This window comes from Streptomyces sp. Inha503 (genome assembly GCF_047215865.1).
Taxonomy (GTDB): domain Bacteria; phylum Actinomycetota; class Actinomycetes; order Streptomycetales; family Streptomycetaceae; genus Streptomyces; species Streptomyces lycopersici.
In genome coordinates this window covers 8,893,496-8,909,501 of record NZ_CP178360.1, presented here as the reverse complement: position 1 = coordinate 8,909,501, position 16,006 = coordinate 8,893,496, and the positions used below count along the sequence as shown (strand labels likewise).

Sequence of the window (16,006 nt, the reverse complement as noted above, 5' to 3'; positions counted from 1 at the left end):
AGGAGCGGGGAGAGGAACAGCCCACCGCAGGCACCAAGACCCGCCGGAACGCGCCCAGGGCACGAAGGCTCCACCCGCACCCCGGGGCCTGGGGCGGAGCCCCAGTTTCGGGAAGGAGCGGGGAGAGGAACAGCCCACCGCAGGCACCAAGACCCGCCGGAACGCGCCCAGGGCACGAAGGCTCCACCCGCACCCCGGGGCCTGGGGCAGAGCCCCAGTTTCGGGAAGGAGCGGGGAGAGGAACAGCCCACCGCAGGCACCAAGACCCGCCGGAACGCGCCCAGGGCACGAAGGCTCCACCCGCACCCCGGGGCCTGGGGCAGAGCCCCAGTTTCGGGAAGGAGCGGGGAGAGGAACAGCCCACCGCAGGCACCAAGACCCGCCGGACGCCCCCTACCAGCCCCCAACCCCCAGGCCCCAGCTCAGACCGTCGGAGCGAAGTGGGCCCTGGTGAGGAATTCGACCGTGCCAAGGTCGCGGGCGGCCAGGGCGTCGAGGAGAGCCATATGCTCCTCCGCGTCGGCGACAAGGTCGGCGACGCGGGTGACGCGACCGCAGGCCAGGGGCCACTGGGCACGGCGGTGCAGATCATCGGCGACGATCACGAGCTGCTGGTTTCCGGCCAAGCCGAGCACCGTCTGGTGGAAGGTGCGGTCCGACTCCAGATAGGCGGCCCGGTCCCCCCTTACGGCGGCCGCCGCCGTCGCCTCGGCGAAGGGCCGCAGCCCCGCCCAGCGCTCGGGCGCGATCGCCTCCGCCAGGCTGAGCATCACCGGGACCTCCAGCAGCGCCCGTACCTCCGCGAGCTCGGCCAGCTCGCGCTCGCTGCGGCGGGCGACCCGGAAGCCCCGGTTGGGCACCACTTCGACGGCGCCCTCGCCCGCGAGCTGCTGCATGGCCTCCCGTACGGGGGTGGGAGAGACGCCGAAGCGCTCGGCGAGCACCGGCGCGGAGTACACCTCGCCCGGGGTCAGCTCACCGCCGGCCAGCGCGTCCCGCAGGGCGTCCAGGATCTGGCCGCGCACCGAGTGCCGGCGCGGGGACCTGCGTGCCGCGGGCGCGCCGCAGGAGGGCAGCGGCTCCATCGCCGCCTGTGCTTCGGACTGCTCCACTCCGGTCCTCCTGACATCCCATCGAAACGATATGCGGAGGCCGCCCCCGGGCAAAGCCCGTAAACATCATTTAAGGTCGCGGTAACGTTGCGCCTCGTACACGGACCGTAGCTCAATCGGCAAGCCGATCGGTCGGATTACCCGCGATCGGGTTCCGTGAATAGAATCAAGCCGCTTGCACAGCGCGAGTGTTCGGATCGCATCGCACCTATTCGCGTGTCCCCCCGCCCACTTGGCGGCCTCTTGTCCCAAAACCGCTCGAGGCCCGGCAGGACTCCGCCAGGATGTCGCGCGCGGTAGGCCGTACTGCGGCCAGAACTTCATGAAGCCAATCAAGGGGCACCGGATGAGACTGACCGACATATCGCTGGTTCTGCCAGTCGTCGTGGCGCTCGCCGGCGTCGTGGGGGCGGCGGTTGTCCTCGCGCGCGGCCGACGGAAGAAGGACGAGAGCGTCATCACCGACTCCTGGGAGCGCAGCGAGGAGCGTCGGCGCCGTAAGGAGGCCATCTACGGGATGGCCGCCTACATTCTGCTGTTCTGCTGCGCCGGGGTGGCCGCCGCGCTCTCCTTCCAGGGCCTGGTGGGCTTCGGGCGGGAGAACCTGGCGCTGACCAACGGCTGGGAGTACCTGGTGCCGTTCGGGCTCGACGGCGCGGCGATGTTCTGCTCGGTGCTGGCGGTGCGGGAGGCCAGCCACGGTGACGCCGCGCTCGGCTCGCGCATGCTGGTGTGGCTGTTCGCGGGCGCCGCGGCCTGGTTCAACTGGGTGCACGCGCCGCGCGGCATGGGCCACGCGGGCGCCCCGCAGTTCTTCGCGGGCATGTCGCTCTCGGCGGCGGTCCTCTTCGACCGGGCCCTGAAGCAGACCCGCCGGGCCGCGCTGCGCGAGCAGGGCCTGGTGCCGCGGCCGCTGCCGCAGATCCGCGTCGTCCGCTGGCTGCGCGCTCCGCGCGAGACCTTCGCCGCCTGGTCGCTGATGCTGCTCGAGGGCGTGCGGACGCTGGACGAGGCCGTCGAGGAGGTCCGCGAGGACCGGCGCGAGAAGGAGCACAACCGCGCCCGCCGCCGCGACCAGGAGAAGCTGGACCGGGCCCGGATCCGGGCGATCAACCGGCAGCACCGGATGTGGGGCCGCCGCGGCGGCCGTCAGGTGGAGGTCACCGCCGCCACCCCGGCGCCCGCGCAGCTCAGTTCGGAGCCTGCCATAGGCGAGCAGGTGCTGGAGACCGCCGGGGCCCCGGAGCAGGCCCAGCTGGCCGCCGCCTCCGCCCGGCCCGCCCTGCGCTCCGCGGGCGGCGCCGAGTCCGCGACCGGCGACCTGGGCCATGAGCGGGACAAGGACCGCGACCGGGATTTCAGCTTCGGCTTCGGTGAGAAGGACAAGGACGCCGAGGCCGACCGTCCCCACACCATCGACCTCACGGCCGAGGACGACACCCTCACCATCCCGCGGCTGGACTCCCTCGAGGAGAAGCTGGCGCAGATCGAGCGCGCCTTCGGCTGAGCGGGGCTGAGGCGGCGGCCAGGGCGGAGTACGGATCCCCGCCCGCCGCCCGCGGGCCCGTACCGCGCAGGGCGCCGACGCGCCACACCTCCGTGCCACACGTGCCACGCGTGCCACACGACACGTGCAACACGTCCACGGAGTGGCGGCTACGGAACGCCCTCGGCTTCGAGTTCGAACCACAGGACCTTGCCCACCCCGTGCGCCCGCACGCCCCAGGCGTCCGCGAGCGTATGCACCAGCAGCAGTCCGCGCCCGGATGTGCTGTCCTCGGCGGGCCGGTCGCGCAGCGTCGGGTGCCGGGATACGAAGTCCCGCACCTCCACCCGTAATCGCCCGGTGACGCGCGCGCCCGGCCCGTCCCCCATCGAGGCCGTGACCTGCGCACCACGGTCGGTGTGCACCAGCGCGTTGGTCACCAGCTCACTGGTGAGCAGCTCGGCGAGATCGGCCCGGCCGGGCCCGCCCCAGTGCCACAGCATCTCGCGCAGCTCCGCGCGGACCCGCGCCACCGCCGCGAGATCGTCGTGCGCCAATCGCTTGGTCAGGACCGGGCCACGCTCCACCGGAACCGGACCACGCTCCACCGGAACACCCTCCGGAGCGGCCTCCGGCACACCCACCGGAACGGCCTCCGCGGCCTTCGGCCCCGCATCCGGCCGACCCTGCCCATGCCCCCGGCCCGGCCGTACAGGCTGACGCTTCATCCTCCCCCGCCCCGGCCGCCCCCTGACGGCGGCCAGCGTCGAATGTCGTCGAACACGCTCACGGAAATGCATGCCCGGGTGTTGCCTCCCACACACCGAGGGAAATGCTGGGAGTGATCCGCTGAGTGATCCCCCGAGCTCGAACCGAGGAGCCGTGATGCACGACGACCGACCACTGGTGGAGGGGCGCCTGGACCGCGCGCTGCGCCAGTTCATCAGGCCCGCCCAGTACACGGCCCGGGTGCCGCTGACCCTCTCCGCATGGCGCACCCCCGGTGAACCGGTGCCGGTCGCGGAGGCGCTGGCGGGCACCTACGAGCCGTTCACCACCGGCACGGACTGGGGCAGTCCGTGGTCCACCTGGTGGTTCCGGCTGGAGGGCGCGGTGCCCGAGGACTGGGCGGGGCGGCGGGTGGAGGCCGTCATCGACCCGGGCTTCACCGACGACGCCCCGGGGTTCCAGGCCGAGGGGCTGGTGTACGACGCGGAGGGCGTGCCGATCAAGGGCATCCATCCGCGCAACCGCCACATCCCCGTAGCGGCCCCCGCGGCCGGTGGTGAGCCCGTACGGCTGCTGCTGGAGGCCGCCGCCAACCCGTCCGTGCTGCGCGACGGCTTCACCCCGACCCGGCTCGGCGACGTCCTGACCGCCGGGGACGAGCCGCTGTACCGTTTCGCCTCGGCCGAGCTGGCCGTCCTCGACGAGACCGTCTGGCATCTGGTCCTGGACATCGAGGTGCTCTCGGAGCTGATGCACGAGCTGCCCGAGGACCGGCCGCGCCGCCATGAGATCCTGCGCGCCCTGGAGAACGCGCTGGACGCGCTCGACCTCCATGACGTCCCCGGCACCGCGGCCGCCGCCCGCGCCGAGCTGACCGACGCGCTCGGCCGTCCCGCGCACTCCAGCGCGCACCGGGTCTCGGCGGCCGGGCACGCCCATATCGACTCGGCGTGGCTGTGGCCGCTGCGCGAGACGGTGCGCAAGGCGTCCCGCACCTTCGCCAATGTCACCGCGCTCGCGGGCGAGTACCCGGAGCTGGTCTTCGCCTGCTCACAGGCCCAGCAGTACGCCTGGGTCAAGGAGCATCAGCCGCATATCTGGGAGCGGATCAAGAAGGCGGTGGCGGACGGCAACTGGGCGCCGGTGGGCTCGATGTGGGTCGAGTCGGACGCCAACATGCCCGGCGGTGAGGCGCTGGCCCGGCAGATCGTGCACGGCAAGCGGTTCTTCCTGGAGGAGCTGGGGGTGGACACCGAGGAGATCTGGCTGCCGGACTCCTTCGGCTACACGGCCGCCTTCCCGCAGCTCGCCAAGTTGGCGGGGGTGAGGTGGTTCCTCACCCAGAAGCTGTCGTGGAACCAGTCCAACAAGATGCCGCACCACACCTTCTGGTGGGAGGGCATCGACGGCACCCGGGTCTTCACCCACTTCCCGCCGGTGGACACCTACAACGCCCAGTTCAGCGCCTCCGAACTCGCCCACGCCGAGAAGAACTTCGCCGACAAGGGGCTGGCCACGCGCTCGCTGGTGCCCTTCGGCTACGGCGACGGCGGTGGCGGCCCCACCCGCGAGATGCTGGAGAAGGCGCGGCGGCTCGCCTCCCTGGAGGGCTCGCCGACCGTCGAGATCCAGCCACCTTCGGCGTTCTTCACCGAGGCCGAGCGGGAGTACGGGGCCAAGGCGCCGGTGTGGTCGGGCGAGCTGTATCTGGAGCTGCACCGGGCCACGTACACCACCCAGGCCAAGACCAAGCAGGGCAACCGGCGCGGCGAGCACCTGCTGCGCGAGGCCGAACTGTGGGCCACGGCCGCCGCGCTGCACACGCCCGGCTACGCCTATCCGTACGACGCGCTGGACCGGATCTGGAAGACGGTGCTGCTGCACCAGTTCCACGACATCCTGCCCGGCTCGTCGATCGCCTGGGTGCACCGCGAGGCGCGGGACACCTACGAGATGGTGTTCGCCGAGCTGGAGGAGATCATCGCGGGGGCGGTGGCCGCGCTGGGCGGCGGCGGGCCCGCCGTGCTCAACGCCTCGCCGTACGAGCGCGAGGAGATCGCCGTCCTGGACGCGCGGACGGCGGCCGCCCTGCCGTCCGGGGCCCCGGTCCAGCCGCTGGACGAGGGCCGTACGGCGGTCGCGGTGCGGGTCGCCGGGCTGGGCGCGGCACCCGTGGGAACCGCCCCGCAGGCGCCCGCCGCCGCCAGCGGCGCACCCCATGGGGCACCGCCGGTGACCGCCCTGAGCGACGGCCAGTCCATCGTCCTGGACAACGACCGGCTGCGGGTCACCATCGACGCCGAGGGGCTGCTCACCTCGGTGCTGGACCTGGACGCGAGCCGTGAGGTGCTGGCCCCCGGCGCCCGCGGCAACCTCCTCCAGCTCCACCCCGACCACCCCAACCACTGGGACGCCTGGGACATCGACCGGCACTACCTCCGCCGCCACACCGATCTGACCGACGCCGAGTCCGTGGAGCTGATCGAATCCGGTCCGCTGCGCGCCACGGTCCGGGTCATACGCTCCTTCGGCGCCTCCCGCATCACCCAGGAGCTGACCCTGGCCGCGGGCAACCGCCGCCTCGACATCGCCACGGAGGTGGACTGGCAGGAGTCGGAGAAGGTCCTCAAGGCGGCGTTCCCGCTGGACATCCACGCCAAGGTGTCCACCGCGGAGATCCAGTTCGGCCATGTGGACCGCGCCACCCACACCAACACCAGCTGGGACGCGGCCCGGTTCGAGATCTGCGCCCACCGCTGGCTCCGGGTCGCCGAGCCCGGGTACGGGGCGGCGGTGCTCAACGACTCCACGTACGGCCACGATGTGACCCGTACGGCGCACCACGGGGGCGAGGGCACGGGCGCGGGCGCGGACGGGGCCGCGGGCGAGGGCGAGGTGCTGGGCACCACCGTGCGGCTCACCCTGCTGCGCGCCCCGCACAGCCCCGACCCGGAGACCGACCTGGGCATCCACCGCTTCCGCTACGCCCTGCTGCCGGGCGCGGGCGTCGCCGAGGCGGTCGCGGAAGGCCTCGCCCTCAACCTGCCGCTGCGCACCCTCCCCGCCGGACCGGCCGAGCGGGCACCGCTGGTATCGGTGGACAACCCCGCGATCACGATCGAGTCGGTCAAGCTCGCGGAGGACCGCAGCGGCGATGTGGTGGTGCGGCTGTACGAGTCCCAGGGCGGCCGGGCGGCGGGCACCCTGGTCACCGGCTTCCCGGTGCTCGGAGCCGAGGTCACGGACCTGCTGGAGCGCCCACAGCACGAGGCGGCCACGGGCCCGGGCGGACTGACCCTGACACTGCGCCCGCACCAGATCCTCACGCTGCGGCTGAGGCCGGTGAGGTGAGCGGCTGAGGCCTGACGGCTACACGACGGGCGGTCGTCCGGAGCGAGTCAGCTGGACGACCGTCCGCCAACTCATGGCTGCCCGCGCGCCGTGGCCGCCGCGCAGCCCTTCGCGTAGCCCGCTCAGAGAAGCGCGGAGGGCCGCGCGGTCACGGAACCGCCACAGGGTCGCGTTGAGGCGGTAGAAGGTGGCATGCCTGGCCGGGTTGGTCGCCGGATGGTGAACGGTCACGGCGGGCAGGTAGCGGCCGGTGTAGCCACGGTACGCCGCTGTCGGGGTCGATGATGCGGGGCTGTACATAAGCGAGTCGGGCGTCGTAGTCGAGTTCGGCAGCGAGCGTGGCCGGCGCCTCAGTGGACGGGAGGACCGCGTCGTTGTCGAAGAAGAACAGGTAGTCGCAGTCGTCGGTGACGGCGGCGGTCGATCACCTACGGATTGACGCCTGTACCCCCACAACCCGTGCACGGGACGGCGTACATGGCCCCGTCAGCGCTCACAACGATGGCGGCCGCGAGCCGCCGCCCAGGACTGGAACTGGCTAGCGAACTCCACGAGCTTGACAGCCCTCGGATGTGTTCGCATGACGCCACGACCGTGATGCTCTGGTCGGCCGGCGCCAGCCACAGCGCGTCGTCGACGGTGAACCCCGCCTTCGCGATCACCTCCTGCGTCCGAATCAGCTCTGCGGGGTTGTGCCGGGACGCGTCCGGAGGCTCCGGCATGTGATGCACGAAGCGGCCGACTCCCTCGCACAGCTCGCTGTAGACGCGGGTGTGGCCGACTGATCGCAGGAGACGCCGGGATCAAGCTCCTGGACCGGGTCCTCGAGGCCGCCGCGAAGCACAGCTTGCTCAAGGCAGGTAACCGTGCTCGTACGGACTCACGATCGTGCTGTCCGCCGCGCGGCGGTTCGACCGGTACGCGATCCGGTTCGAGGACACCCGGCTACCCAAGGGGAAGACCAAGCAGATGGAGCTGATCGGCGCCGACGGGCTGAAGCTGCTCACGGCCTGTCACTGCCGAAGACCATCCAGTCGCCTGGTAACTGTGTCGAGTGTCGGCCAAGGAGGACCCTCTCGCAGCAAGCGCAGGAATTCCTCCCCGAATCGCCTCCCATTCGGAAACTGGTCGCCAAGCTCCCAACGCCACGCGGCGACCATCGCGATAACGAGCTGCCGACACTCGTCCAGCAGCCCCTGGTCAACGCTTGGGTAGTGCTCGCAGACCGCCTCGGGAACATGGGCGAGATCGAACTCGACGGGTCCACGGCAGCACGTCTCAAGGTCGATGAACAACGGGCCGTTCTTCGTGCTGAGCACATTGCCTGGATGCGGCTCGCCGTGGAGCAGCTGCTCCACGGCGCCGCGGTCGTCGATCGCTCGCCGCAGACTTGTGAGCCTGCCACTGAGGAAAACGCGGTCCGCGTCGGCGAGCGCCGGCGAGCGATCCGGGTCGGCGACAACTTCTTCCGCCTCCGTGATCCGGTCCGTGAACCTCGGGCTCGGCACATCGACCTTACGCATGCCGGCGTGCAGCCGCTCCAGCGCCTTGGCGTAGTCGGCTGGTGAGGTGCGAGGTGTCACGGGCTCGTAGTAGGTCCACAGCGTCACTGCGAAGCCATCGCGCGTGTACACGCGCGGCTCCGCCCGCGGCTCTAAGGGACACATCGGGCATTCGACCTCGGCGAGCCTCTGAGCGAGCTCGACTTCGAACTGTGCAACCTCTTGTCCCACAGGGGCGACCCGGGCAAAGACGTCGCATGGCGTCAGCCGCAGTGCCAGCTTGTTCGAGTTGTGGAGAACGATTGCATCGTTGGCTGGCAGGTCGAGCGACGCAGCGACCGAAGTCGCAGCCGCGATCGCACGCGTGACGTCGGTCATCTCCACCCTCGAAATCTTGGCATAGATGCGCCCGTTCGTGCTCTCGGTGACAACAGGCATGCTGACGTGACAGCTATCGTGCCTCGGCTCAGCGGACCGGATTCGCCAACCGTGTCGATGATCCGGACGGGGTGGCTGTGTTACTGGTCATTCCGTCTGGCGGGCGGTCTGATCAGGGGCGCGGTACGTTTCGGAGGTTTGAGCGGGCCATCTGGAGCATCTTGCCGACGCCCCCGTCCAGCACCATCTTGCTGGCCGAGAGCGCGAAGCCGGTCACCATCTCCGCCCTGATCTTGGGCGGGATGGACAGCGCGTTGGGGTCCGTGACGATGTCCAGGAGGGCGGGCCCCTTGTGGTGCAGTGCGGCGCGCAGTGCGGACCGCAGGCGCTTGGGCTTCTCCACCCGCTCGCCGTACACCCCGGCGGCGCGGGCGATCTGCGCGAAGTCGGGGTTGTGGTAGCCGGTGCCGTGCGCGGGCAGGCCCGAGACCAGCATCTCCAGCTCGACCATGCCCAGCGCGGAGTTGTTGAAGAGGATCACCTTCACCGGCAGGTCGTACTGGACGAGGGTGAGGAAGTCGCCCATCAGCATGGTGAATCCGCCGTCGCCGGACATCGAGATCACCTGGCGGCGGCGGTCCATGAACTGGGCGCCGATCGCCTGCGGCAGCGCGTTGGCCATCGAGCCGTGAGTGAAGGAGCCGATCATCCGGCGGCGGCCGTTGGGGGACAGATAGCGGGCGGCCCACACATTGCACATCCCGGTGTCCACGGTGAAGATCGCGTCGTCGGCGGCCTCCTCGTCCAGCACCGACGCCACGAACTCCGGGTGGATCGGGATGTGCTTGTCGACCCGACGGGTGTACGCCTTGACCACGCCCTCCAGCGCGTCGGCGTGCTTCTTCAGCATGCGGTCGAGGAAGCGGCGGTCCGTCTTGGGGCGCACCTTCGGCGTCAGACAGCTCAGCGTCTCCCGGACATCGCCCCAGACGGCGAGGTCCAGCTTGGAGCGGCGGCCCAGGTGTTCGGCGCGGACGTCCACCTGGACAGTGCGGACGTCGGAGGGCAGGAAGGCGCCGTACGGGAAGTCGGTGCCGAGCAGGATCAGCAGATCGCATTCGTGGGTGGCCTCGTACGCCGCGCCGTAGCCGAGCAGACCGCTCATGCCGACGTCATAGGGATTGTTGTATTGAATCCACTCCTTGCCGCGCAGGGCGTGCCCCACCGGCGCCTTCAGCAGTTCGGCGAAGGCCATCACCTCCTCGTGTGCCCCGGCACAGCCCCGTCCGCAGAAGAGCGTCACCCGCTCCGCCTCGTTGACCATGCGGGCGAACCGGTCGATCTCCGCGTCGCCCGGACGCACGGTGGGCCGGGACGTCACCAGGGCGTGCTCCTCGGCGCGCTCGGGCGCCGGGCGGGCGGCGATGTCGCCGGGGAGCGCCACCACGCTGACCCCGCTGCGGCCGATCGCGTGCTGCACGGCGGTCTGGAGGACGCGGGGCATCTGCTGGGGGTGGGAGATCAGCTCGCAGTAGTGGCTGCACTCCTGGAACAGCCGCTCGGGGTGGGTCTCCTGGAAGTAGCTGGTGCCGATCTCGCTGCTGGGGATGTGCGAGGCGAGCGCGATGACCGGGGCCATGGAGCGGTGGGCGTCGTAGAGCCCGTTGATCAGATGGACGTGCCCGGGGCCGCAGGAGCCCGCGCAGGCGGCGAGGGACCCGGTGAGCTGGGCCTCGGCACCGGCGGCGAAGGCGGCGGTCTCCTCGTGCCGCACCTGGATCCAGTCGATCGCGGCGTTCCGGCGGACCGCGTCCACCACGGGGTTGAGGCTGTCGCCGACCACGCCGTACAGCCGCCGCACACCGGCGCGCACCAGGATGTCCACGTATTGCTCCGCCACGGTCTGCTTGGCCATCGCGCGCCCTCATCCCTCTCGTCGTCCAGGGTCGATGGGGTGGGTGACGCTTGTCCGCCACCTTGTACCTTTCGTCCATCAACCCATGGACGGCGCGCTTACGCCTCCCAGACGGCGGCCGCCGTACGGTCGTCGGCGTAGCCCTTCACCCCGGTCTGGGCGTCGGCGAGGAACGCGGCGAGGCCCGGCGCCTCCGCGGTGTCCCAGCGCTCGGCCAGGCGATCGGCGAGGGCCGCCTCACCGCGCAGGGGGTCGGCGAGGCCCGCGCTGCACAGCAGCAGGGTGTCGCCCGGCCGGGCGACGGAGGCACGGAACCGGAAGGGCCCGTGGACGGGCTCGGTCTCGGACTCGGACTCGGGTGGCGGCGCGTGGGCGGAGCCGGGGTCGGGGTCGGAGCCGGGGTCGGAGCCGGGGGGCTGCTGAGGGTGCTGGGGCTCTTGGTTCGCTTGCCGGGCGGGCGGGCGACCACTCCCATAGCCGATGACGGGCCCGCCGACGGTGTCCCGCTCGCCCCCGTCGGGTTCCAGGTCCTGCCAGACGCCGTCCCGCAGCCGGAAGAGCCCACCGTCGCCGACGCCGAAGAACACCCGGGTACGGCAGGCCGGATGCGCCGGGAGCAGCAGGCAGCGCACCGACGCGGTGTGGTCGGCGGGGGCGAGGCCGCGCACGGTCGCGCCGGCGCGCAGCCGCCCGTAGGCACGGTCGGTGAGCCGGTGCAGCCCGGAGCTGAGGGCACCGCGGTTGGCGGTGTGGATGTCCTCCGTCAGCCGGGCCTGATTGCCGCCGACCGCCCCGGCGATCCACTCGCACAGCTCACGCGCCACCCGATGCGCGCCCGGGGCCGCCCGCTGCCCGCTCGCCACGGCCACCAGGAGAAGGGCGCTGTCCCCGGTCCCGAACCGCACCGCGAGCAGCGCGTCCCGCCGCGACTCGCCCCGATAGCGGGCCGCGTCCCCGCGCAACGACGCGGCCCGCAGCGTCAGCGTTCCGTACCGGGCGCCCTCCAACACGGTGTCGGGCACCACGTCCCGGAGATCCTCCGGATCGGTGACGGGAAGCGTGGTCGGCTCGGTCTCGTACGTGGGCGGCTCGGCCCCGACGTACGAGGCGGCCGCGGCCCGCCAGGGCCGCGCCGGATCGGCCCGCAACGCGGCCTCCGGCGGAGGCGGCACCCCGGCCCCACGCGGCCCCGAGGACGGCGACGGCGGCCCGGACATCCCGGCACGCCTGGGTGGGATGGATGGGGGTGAGCTCCCCCGGCTCGCGAGCCCAGGCCCGCCCGCTGGGCTCGTGGGTCCGGGCGCACTCCTCCGGCTCGTGGGTCCCGGCGCGCTTCCCGAGTCGGTACGTCCGGGTGCGCCCGCCGGGGCGGTACGTCCCGGTCCGTCGCTCGGCTCCGCGCGGCCGGGTGCGTCCCCGGGATCCGCCCGGTCCTGGGAAGGCGGGGCCGCACCGGGTCCCGCGTTGTCACCCTGTGCGGCGCCAGACCCCGCGTTGCCGCCCGCCGGGGGCGATGCGGCACCGGAGCCCGCGCGGGCCTGAGTGGGCAGTGTGGCACCGGGCTCCTCGTCGGCGGGAGATCGCCACCCCTGCGGGCCACCTCCGGCGTCGGCGTCGGAGCCCGGGGCGGCACCGCCCGGCTCCCCCGTCCGCGGGCCCCAAGGGGCGCCCGCGGCCGGTCTACGATTTCCGGCGTCCTCGTCGCCAGCGAGCGTGCGGGAGGCCGAATCGAACCGGTCGTCCACGGAGTCGGAGGCCGCCGCGGGCCCCGCGTCGGCACGACGCGGGTCGTACAACTCGCCCCACCAGTCGTCCTCATGACGGCGTCGGTCGCCCTGCTGGCTCATCCCCACATTGTCCACAGGGAGGCTCCACGGGGACACCACGCGATGACCGGCCCGAGGGCCGCCCAAGATCCGCTCAAGCAAACCGGAGCGCTCTCACCCGTTGGGCCCCAGGAGCCCGGCCCTGCAAGCGGGCCCCCGGGGCCGGGGCGGAGCGCCGGAGACGAGCCGCTGCCCGCGCCCCGGCGTAGGGCGTGAATGCGGCCGGAGGGCAAACCCGAGGAGCGGGGAGCGGCACTCCGCGAGCCGGCCAAGGGCGGGAGCCGGGGCCGGGGCGAGCAGGCGGCCCCCGGCCAATTACCCCCGCCCCAGTCAACCCCGCGCCCTCACCCCCTGTACGCCTCCAGCAGCCGCAGCCAGATCTCGCTGATCGTGGGGAACGACGGCACCGCGTGCCAGAGGCGGTCGATGGGGACCTCGCCCGCTACCGCCACCGTCGCCGAGTGGAGCAGTTCGCTGACCCCGGGGCCCACGAACGTGACGCCGATCAGGTGGCCGCGGTCCAGGTCGACGACCATGCGGGCGCGGCCGCGGTAGCCGTCCGCGTAGAGGACCGCGCCCTCGACCTGGCCCGTGTCGTAGTCGACGACGCGGATGCTGCGGCCCTCGGACTCGGCCTGTTCCGCGGTCAACCCGACCGCGGCGACCTCCGGGTCGGTGAAGACGACCTGCGGTACGGCCGCCTCGTCCGCGGTCGTCGCGTACTCGCCCCAGCGGCTCGTGTCCAGCCGCTCGACGCCCCGCGCGCGTGCCCCGATCGCCGCGCCCGCGATGCGCGCCTGGTATTTGCCCTGGTGAGTGAGGAGCGCTCGGTGGTTGACGTCGCCCGCCGCGTACAGCCAGCCGTCGGGGACGTCCGTCACTCGGCAGGTCTCGTCGACCGTCAGCCAGCCGCCCGGTTCGAGCCCCACCGTGTCCAGGCCCACGTCCGCGGTGTGCGGGGCGCGCCCGGTGGCGAAGAGCACCTCGTCGGCCTCGAGCTGTTCCCCGCTCTCCAGGGTCACCGTGACCGGCCCTTCCGCCCCGCCCGGCCGGGCGAGCCCCTTCACCGACGTACCGGTGCGGATCTCGGCCCCGGCCTCCCTCAGCGTCTCGGCGACCAGCTCGCCCGCGAACGGCTCGATCCGGTTCAGCAGCCCGGAGCCGCGCACCAACACGGTGACGCGCGAACCGAGGCCGCACCAGGCGGTGGCCATCTCGGCGGCGACCACACCGCCGCCCACGATGATCAGCCGCTCCGGCACCGTGCCGGAGCTGGTGGCCTCCCGGCTTGTCCAGGGCCGGGCCTCGGCGATCCCGGGCATGTCGGGCAGCGCGGCCCGGGTGCCGGTGCAGATGGCCACCGCGTGGCGGGCGGTGAGGGTCCGCTCCTCGCCGCCGGACCCGTCCGGCGATGTCACCGCGACCCGCCGCGGCCCGACCAGCCGCCCATGGCCGCGCACCAGGTCGATCCCGGCCGAGTCCAGCCAGGTGAGCGCACCGTCGTCCTTCCAGTTGCCGACCTGCTTGTCGCGGTGGGCGAAGACGTCGGCCGCCGCCAGCGACCCCCCGACCGCCTCCCGCAGCCCCGGCACCTGGCGTGCCTCGGACCGCGCGAGCACCGGGCGCAGCAGCGCCTTACTGGGGACGCAGGCCCAGTACGAACACTCACCACCGACCAGCTCCCGCTCCACGATCACCGTGGAGAGCCCGGCGGCGCGGGTCCGGTCCGCCAGATTCTCACCGACCGGGCCCGCGCCCAGCACGATGACGTCGTACTCGTCCGTGGCCTGATTCATCGCAACCCGCTCTCTCGCTCGTATCACCGTCGCAGGGCCTCCGGGGCCTCGCAGGGCCATCGTGGCGTCGAGTTACCGCGCACAGCCACCCCAATCGGCGTTTCGGCCGAGCGCTCCGGCATCGTGAGGTCCCGGACCCGCGTCGGAAGGTCCCGGTCCCGCGTCGGAAGGCCCCGGCCCCGCATCCCCTGCGTACGGGGCGCGGCCGCGCGACAGTGATCGCATGACTGTTTTCACCGAACCCGAGGCCGGCTACCTCAGATCGCAGCGGATCGGCCGGCTGGCCACCGTGGACGCGCACGGCCAGCCACAGGCGAACCCGGTGGCGTTCTTCCTCAACGAGGACGGCACCGTCGACATCGGCGGCTACGCCATGGGCAGGACGAAGAAGTGGCGCAACACCGGGACGAATCCGAAGGTGGCGCTGGTCGTCGACAGCCTGGTGAGCGAGCAGCCGTGGATGGTGTGCGGGGTGGAGATCCGCGGCGAGGCGGAGCGGCGCACGGGGCCGCATGACCTCGGCGCCCAGCTGAGCGACGAGGTCATCCGGATCCATCCGCGCTGGGTGTACAGCTGGGGCCTGGAGGACGTGCCCGGGGCCAAGACCCGGAGCGTGAGCTGACCGGGGCCGGTCCCGGGCGTACCGCTGCCGCTGCCGCCCCGGCACCGCTACCGCTGCCGCTTCGGCCCCCGCTTGCGTTCCATCATGTGGCGGCCGAGCGCCTGCCGCTGCTTCCAGTCCCGCCGCAGTTCGGCCCGTAGCCGCGCGTCCGTACGGGCCGCGAGCCGCTCGTTCTCGCGGAGCAGCTTGCGGTAGCTCTCCAGCCGCCGCTCCGGCAGCGAGCCGTCGTCGATCGCGGCGAGCACCGCGCACCCCGGCTCGGCCCGGTGTGCGCAGTCGGGGAAGCGGCACCGCTCGGCGAGCTCCTCGATCTCGGCGAACGCCTGCGCGACACCGCCCTCGGCGTCCCACAGCCCCACCCCGCGCAGCCCCGGGGTGTCGATCAGCGCCCCGCCCGAGGGCAGGGGCAGCAGATCGCGGGTGGTCGTGGTGTGCCGTCCCTTGCCGTCGCTGTCACGGATCGCCCGTACGTCCTGGACGGCCTCGCCCACCAGCGCGTTCGCCAGCGTGGACTTGCCCGCGCCGGACTGGCCGAGCAGCACGGAGGTGCCGGAGGCGAGCAGGGCGCCGAGCTCCTCCAGTCCCTCCCCCGTCGCGGAGCTGACCGCGAGCACCCGTACGCCGGGCGCCGCCGTCCCGGTGTCGGACACCAGATGGGCGAGGGTGTCCGGGTCGGGCACCAGATCGGCCTTGGTGAGGACGAGCAGCGGCTGGGCGCCGCTCTCCCAGGCCAGCGCGGTGAACCGCTCCACCCGGCCCAGGTCGAGCTCGGCGGCGAGGGAGACGGCGATGACGGCGTGGTCGACGTTGGCCGCCAGCACCTGGCCGTCCGAGCGCTTGGAGGAGGTGGACCGTACGAGGGCGGTACGGCGCGGCAGCAGCGTACGCACGTAACGCGGATCGCCCTCGGCGTCCACGGCGGCCCAGTCGCCGGTGCACACGATCCGCAGCGGATCGCGCGGCGTCACCAGCTCGGTGTCGGCCCGTGCCAGGCCGCTCGGCGTGACCAGATCGCACTGGCCACGGTCCACCCGGATCACCCGGCCGGGCACCAGGCCCTGTGCGGCGTACGGGGCGAACGTCTCCGCCCAGCCGTCGTCCCAGCCATGGGCGGCGAGGGAGTACGGAGAGGTGGAGTCGGAAGAAGTGTTGAACACGGAGGAAACCCTTCGAAGGGCGGCCTCCGAAGAGGTGTCAGCCGGAGGCCGCAGGGGTGGAAATGAGGAACTCCTGAACGCGAGCGGCGCTCGCCACCGAGACCGTCATCAATGTCCTCACCTCCTGCTTTC

The 16,006-nt window shown here is 72.4% G+C and carries 10 protein-coding genes; 3 read left to right on the top strand and 7 right to left on the bottom strand.

Going from position 1 to position 16,006, the window contains the following annotated elements; translation table 11 throughout:
• Nucleotides 1-422: 422 nt before the first annotated feature.
• Nucleotides 423-1,085, bottom strand: coding sequence for a GntR family transcriptional regulator (locus ACJX2R_RS37760; protein ID WP_413106038.1), 663 nt, complete (start codon nucleotides 1,083-1,085; stop codon nucleotides 423-425).
• A gap of 373 nt (nucleotides 1,086-1,458) precedes the next feature.
• Between ACJX2R_RS37760 and ACJX2R_RS37755 the strand changes: the two genes are divergently transcribed.
• The gene (locus ACJX2R_RS37755; protein WP_413103728.1) at nucleotides 1,459-2,619 is read left to right on the top strand and encodes a DUF2637 domain-containing protein; all 1,161 of its coding nucleotides are present in this window, start codon (nucleotides 1,459-1,461) and stop codon (nucleotides 2,617-2,619) included.
• A gap of 149 nt (nucleotides 2,620-2,768) precedes the next feature.
• Here ACJX2R_RS37755 and ACJX2R_RS37750 read toward each other — a convergent pair whose 3' ends face one another.
• The gene (locus ACJX2R_RS37750) at nucleotides 2,769-3,185 is read right to left on the bottom strand and encodes an ATP-binding protein (RefSeq protein WP_413106037.1); all 417 of its coding nucleotides are present in this window, start codon (nucleotides 3,183-3,185) and stop codon (nucleotides 2,769-2,771) included.
• Between the two features lie 298 nt (nucleotides 3,186-3,483).
• Between ACJX2R_RS37750 and ACJX2R_RS37745 the strand changes: the two genes are divergently transcribed.
• Nucleotides 3,484-6,678, top strand: coding sequence for an alpha-mannosidase (locus tag ACJX2R_RS37745; protein WP_413103727.1), 3,195 nt, complete (start codon nucleotides 3,484-3,486; stop codon nucleotides 6,676-6,678).
• Nucleotides 6,679-7,691: 1,013 nt separating this feature from the next.
• Here the strand turns inward: ACJX2R_RS37745 and ACJX2R_RS37740 are convergent.
• From ACJX2R_RS37740 to ACJX2R_RS37725, 4 genes are all read right to left on the bottom strand, one after another.
• Nucleotides 7,692-8,558, bottom strand: a complete 867-nt coding sequence (locus ACJX2R_RS37740) for a phosphotransferase (protein WP_413106036.1) — start codon at nucleotides 8,556-8,558, stop codon at nucleotides 7,692-7,694.
• A gap of 172 nt (nucleotides 8,559-8,730) precedes the next feature.
• On the bottom strand, nucleotides 8,731-10,473 hold the full coding sequence (locus ACJX2R_RS37735; protein WP_413103726.1) for a pyruvate dehydrogenase: 1,743 nt from the start codon (nucleotides 10,471-10,473) through the stop codon (nucleotides 8,731-8,733).
• 98 nt (nucleotides 10,474-10,571) lie between these two features.
• Nucleotides 10,572-11,645: a protein phosphatase 2C domain-containing protein gene (locus tag ACJX2R_RS37730; protein ID WP_413103725.1), complete on the bottom strand. Its 1,074-nt coding sequence runs from the start codon at nucleotides 11,643-11,645 to the stop codon at nucleotides 10,572-10,574.
• A gap of 998 nt (nucleotides 11,646-12,643) precedes the next feature.
• Nucleotides 12,644-14,095, bottom strand: a complete 1,452-nt coding sequence (locus tag ACJX2R_RS37725; RefSeq protein ID WP_413103724.1) for a dihydrolipoyl dehydrogenase family protein — start codon at nucleotides 14,093-14,095, stop codon at nucleotides 12,644-12,646.
• Between the two features lie 223 nt (nucleotides 14,096-14,318).
• Between ACJX2R_RS37725 and ACJX2R_RS37720 the strand changes: the two genes are divergently transcribed.
• A complete protein-coding gene (locus tag ACJX2R_RS37720) occupies nucleotides 14,319-14,717 on the top strand; it encodes a PPOX class F420-dependent oxidoreductase (RefSeq protein ID WP_262699423.1) in 399 nt (132 codons plus the stop codon).
• A gap of 47 nt (nucleotides 14,718-14,764) precedes the next feature.
• Here ACJX2R_RS37720 and rsgA read toward each other — a convergent pair whose 3' ends face one another.
• Nucleotides 14,765-15,874 (bottom strand): ribosome small subunit-dependent GTPase A, encoded by a 1,110-nt coding sequence (gene rsgA, locus ACJX2R_RS37715; RefSeq protein ID WP_413103723.1) that lies wholly within the window; start codon nucleotides 15,872-15,874, stop codon nucleotides 14,765-14,767.
• Nucleotides 15,875-16,006 lie beyond the last annotated feature (132 nt).

Excerpts from the sequence above, each read along its gene's own strand:
- ACJX2R_RS37760 (WP_413106038.1), bottom strand. The coding sequence starts at position 1,085 with ATGGAGCCGCTGCCCTCCTGCGGCGCGCCCGCGGCACGCAGGTCCCCG.
- ACJX2R_RS37755 (WP_413103728.1), top strand. The coding sequence starts at position 1,459 with ATGAGACTGACCGACATATCGCTGGTTCTGCCAGTCGTCGTGGCGCTC.
- ACJX2R_RS37745 (WP_413103727.1), top strand. The coding sequence starts at position 3,484 with ATGCACGACGACCGACCACTGGTGGAGGGGCGCCTGGACCGCGCGCTG.
- ACJX2R_RS37740 (WP_413106036.1), bottom strand. The coding sequence starts at position 8,558 with ATGACCGACGTCACGCGTGCGATCGCGGCTGCGACTTCGGTCGCTGCG.
- ACJX2R_RS37735 (WP_413103726.1), bottom strand. The coding sequence starts at position 10,473 with ATGGCCAAGCAGACCGTGGCGGAGCAATACGTGGACATCCTGGTGCGC.
- ACJX2R_RS37725 (WP_413103724.1), bottom strand. The coding sequence starts at position 14,095 with ATGAATCAGGCCACGGACGAGTACGACGTCATCGTGCTGGGCGCGGGC.
- ACJX2R_RS37720 (WP_262699423.1), top strand. The coding sequence starts at position 14,319 with ATGACTGTTTTCACCGAACCCGAGGCCGGCTACCTCAGATCGCAGCGG.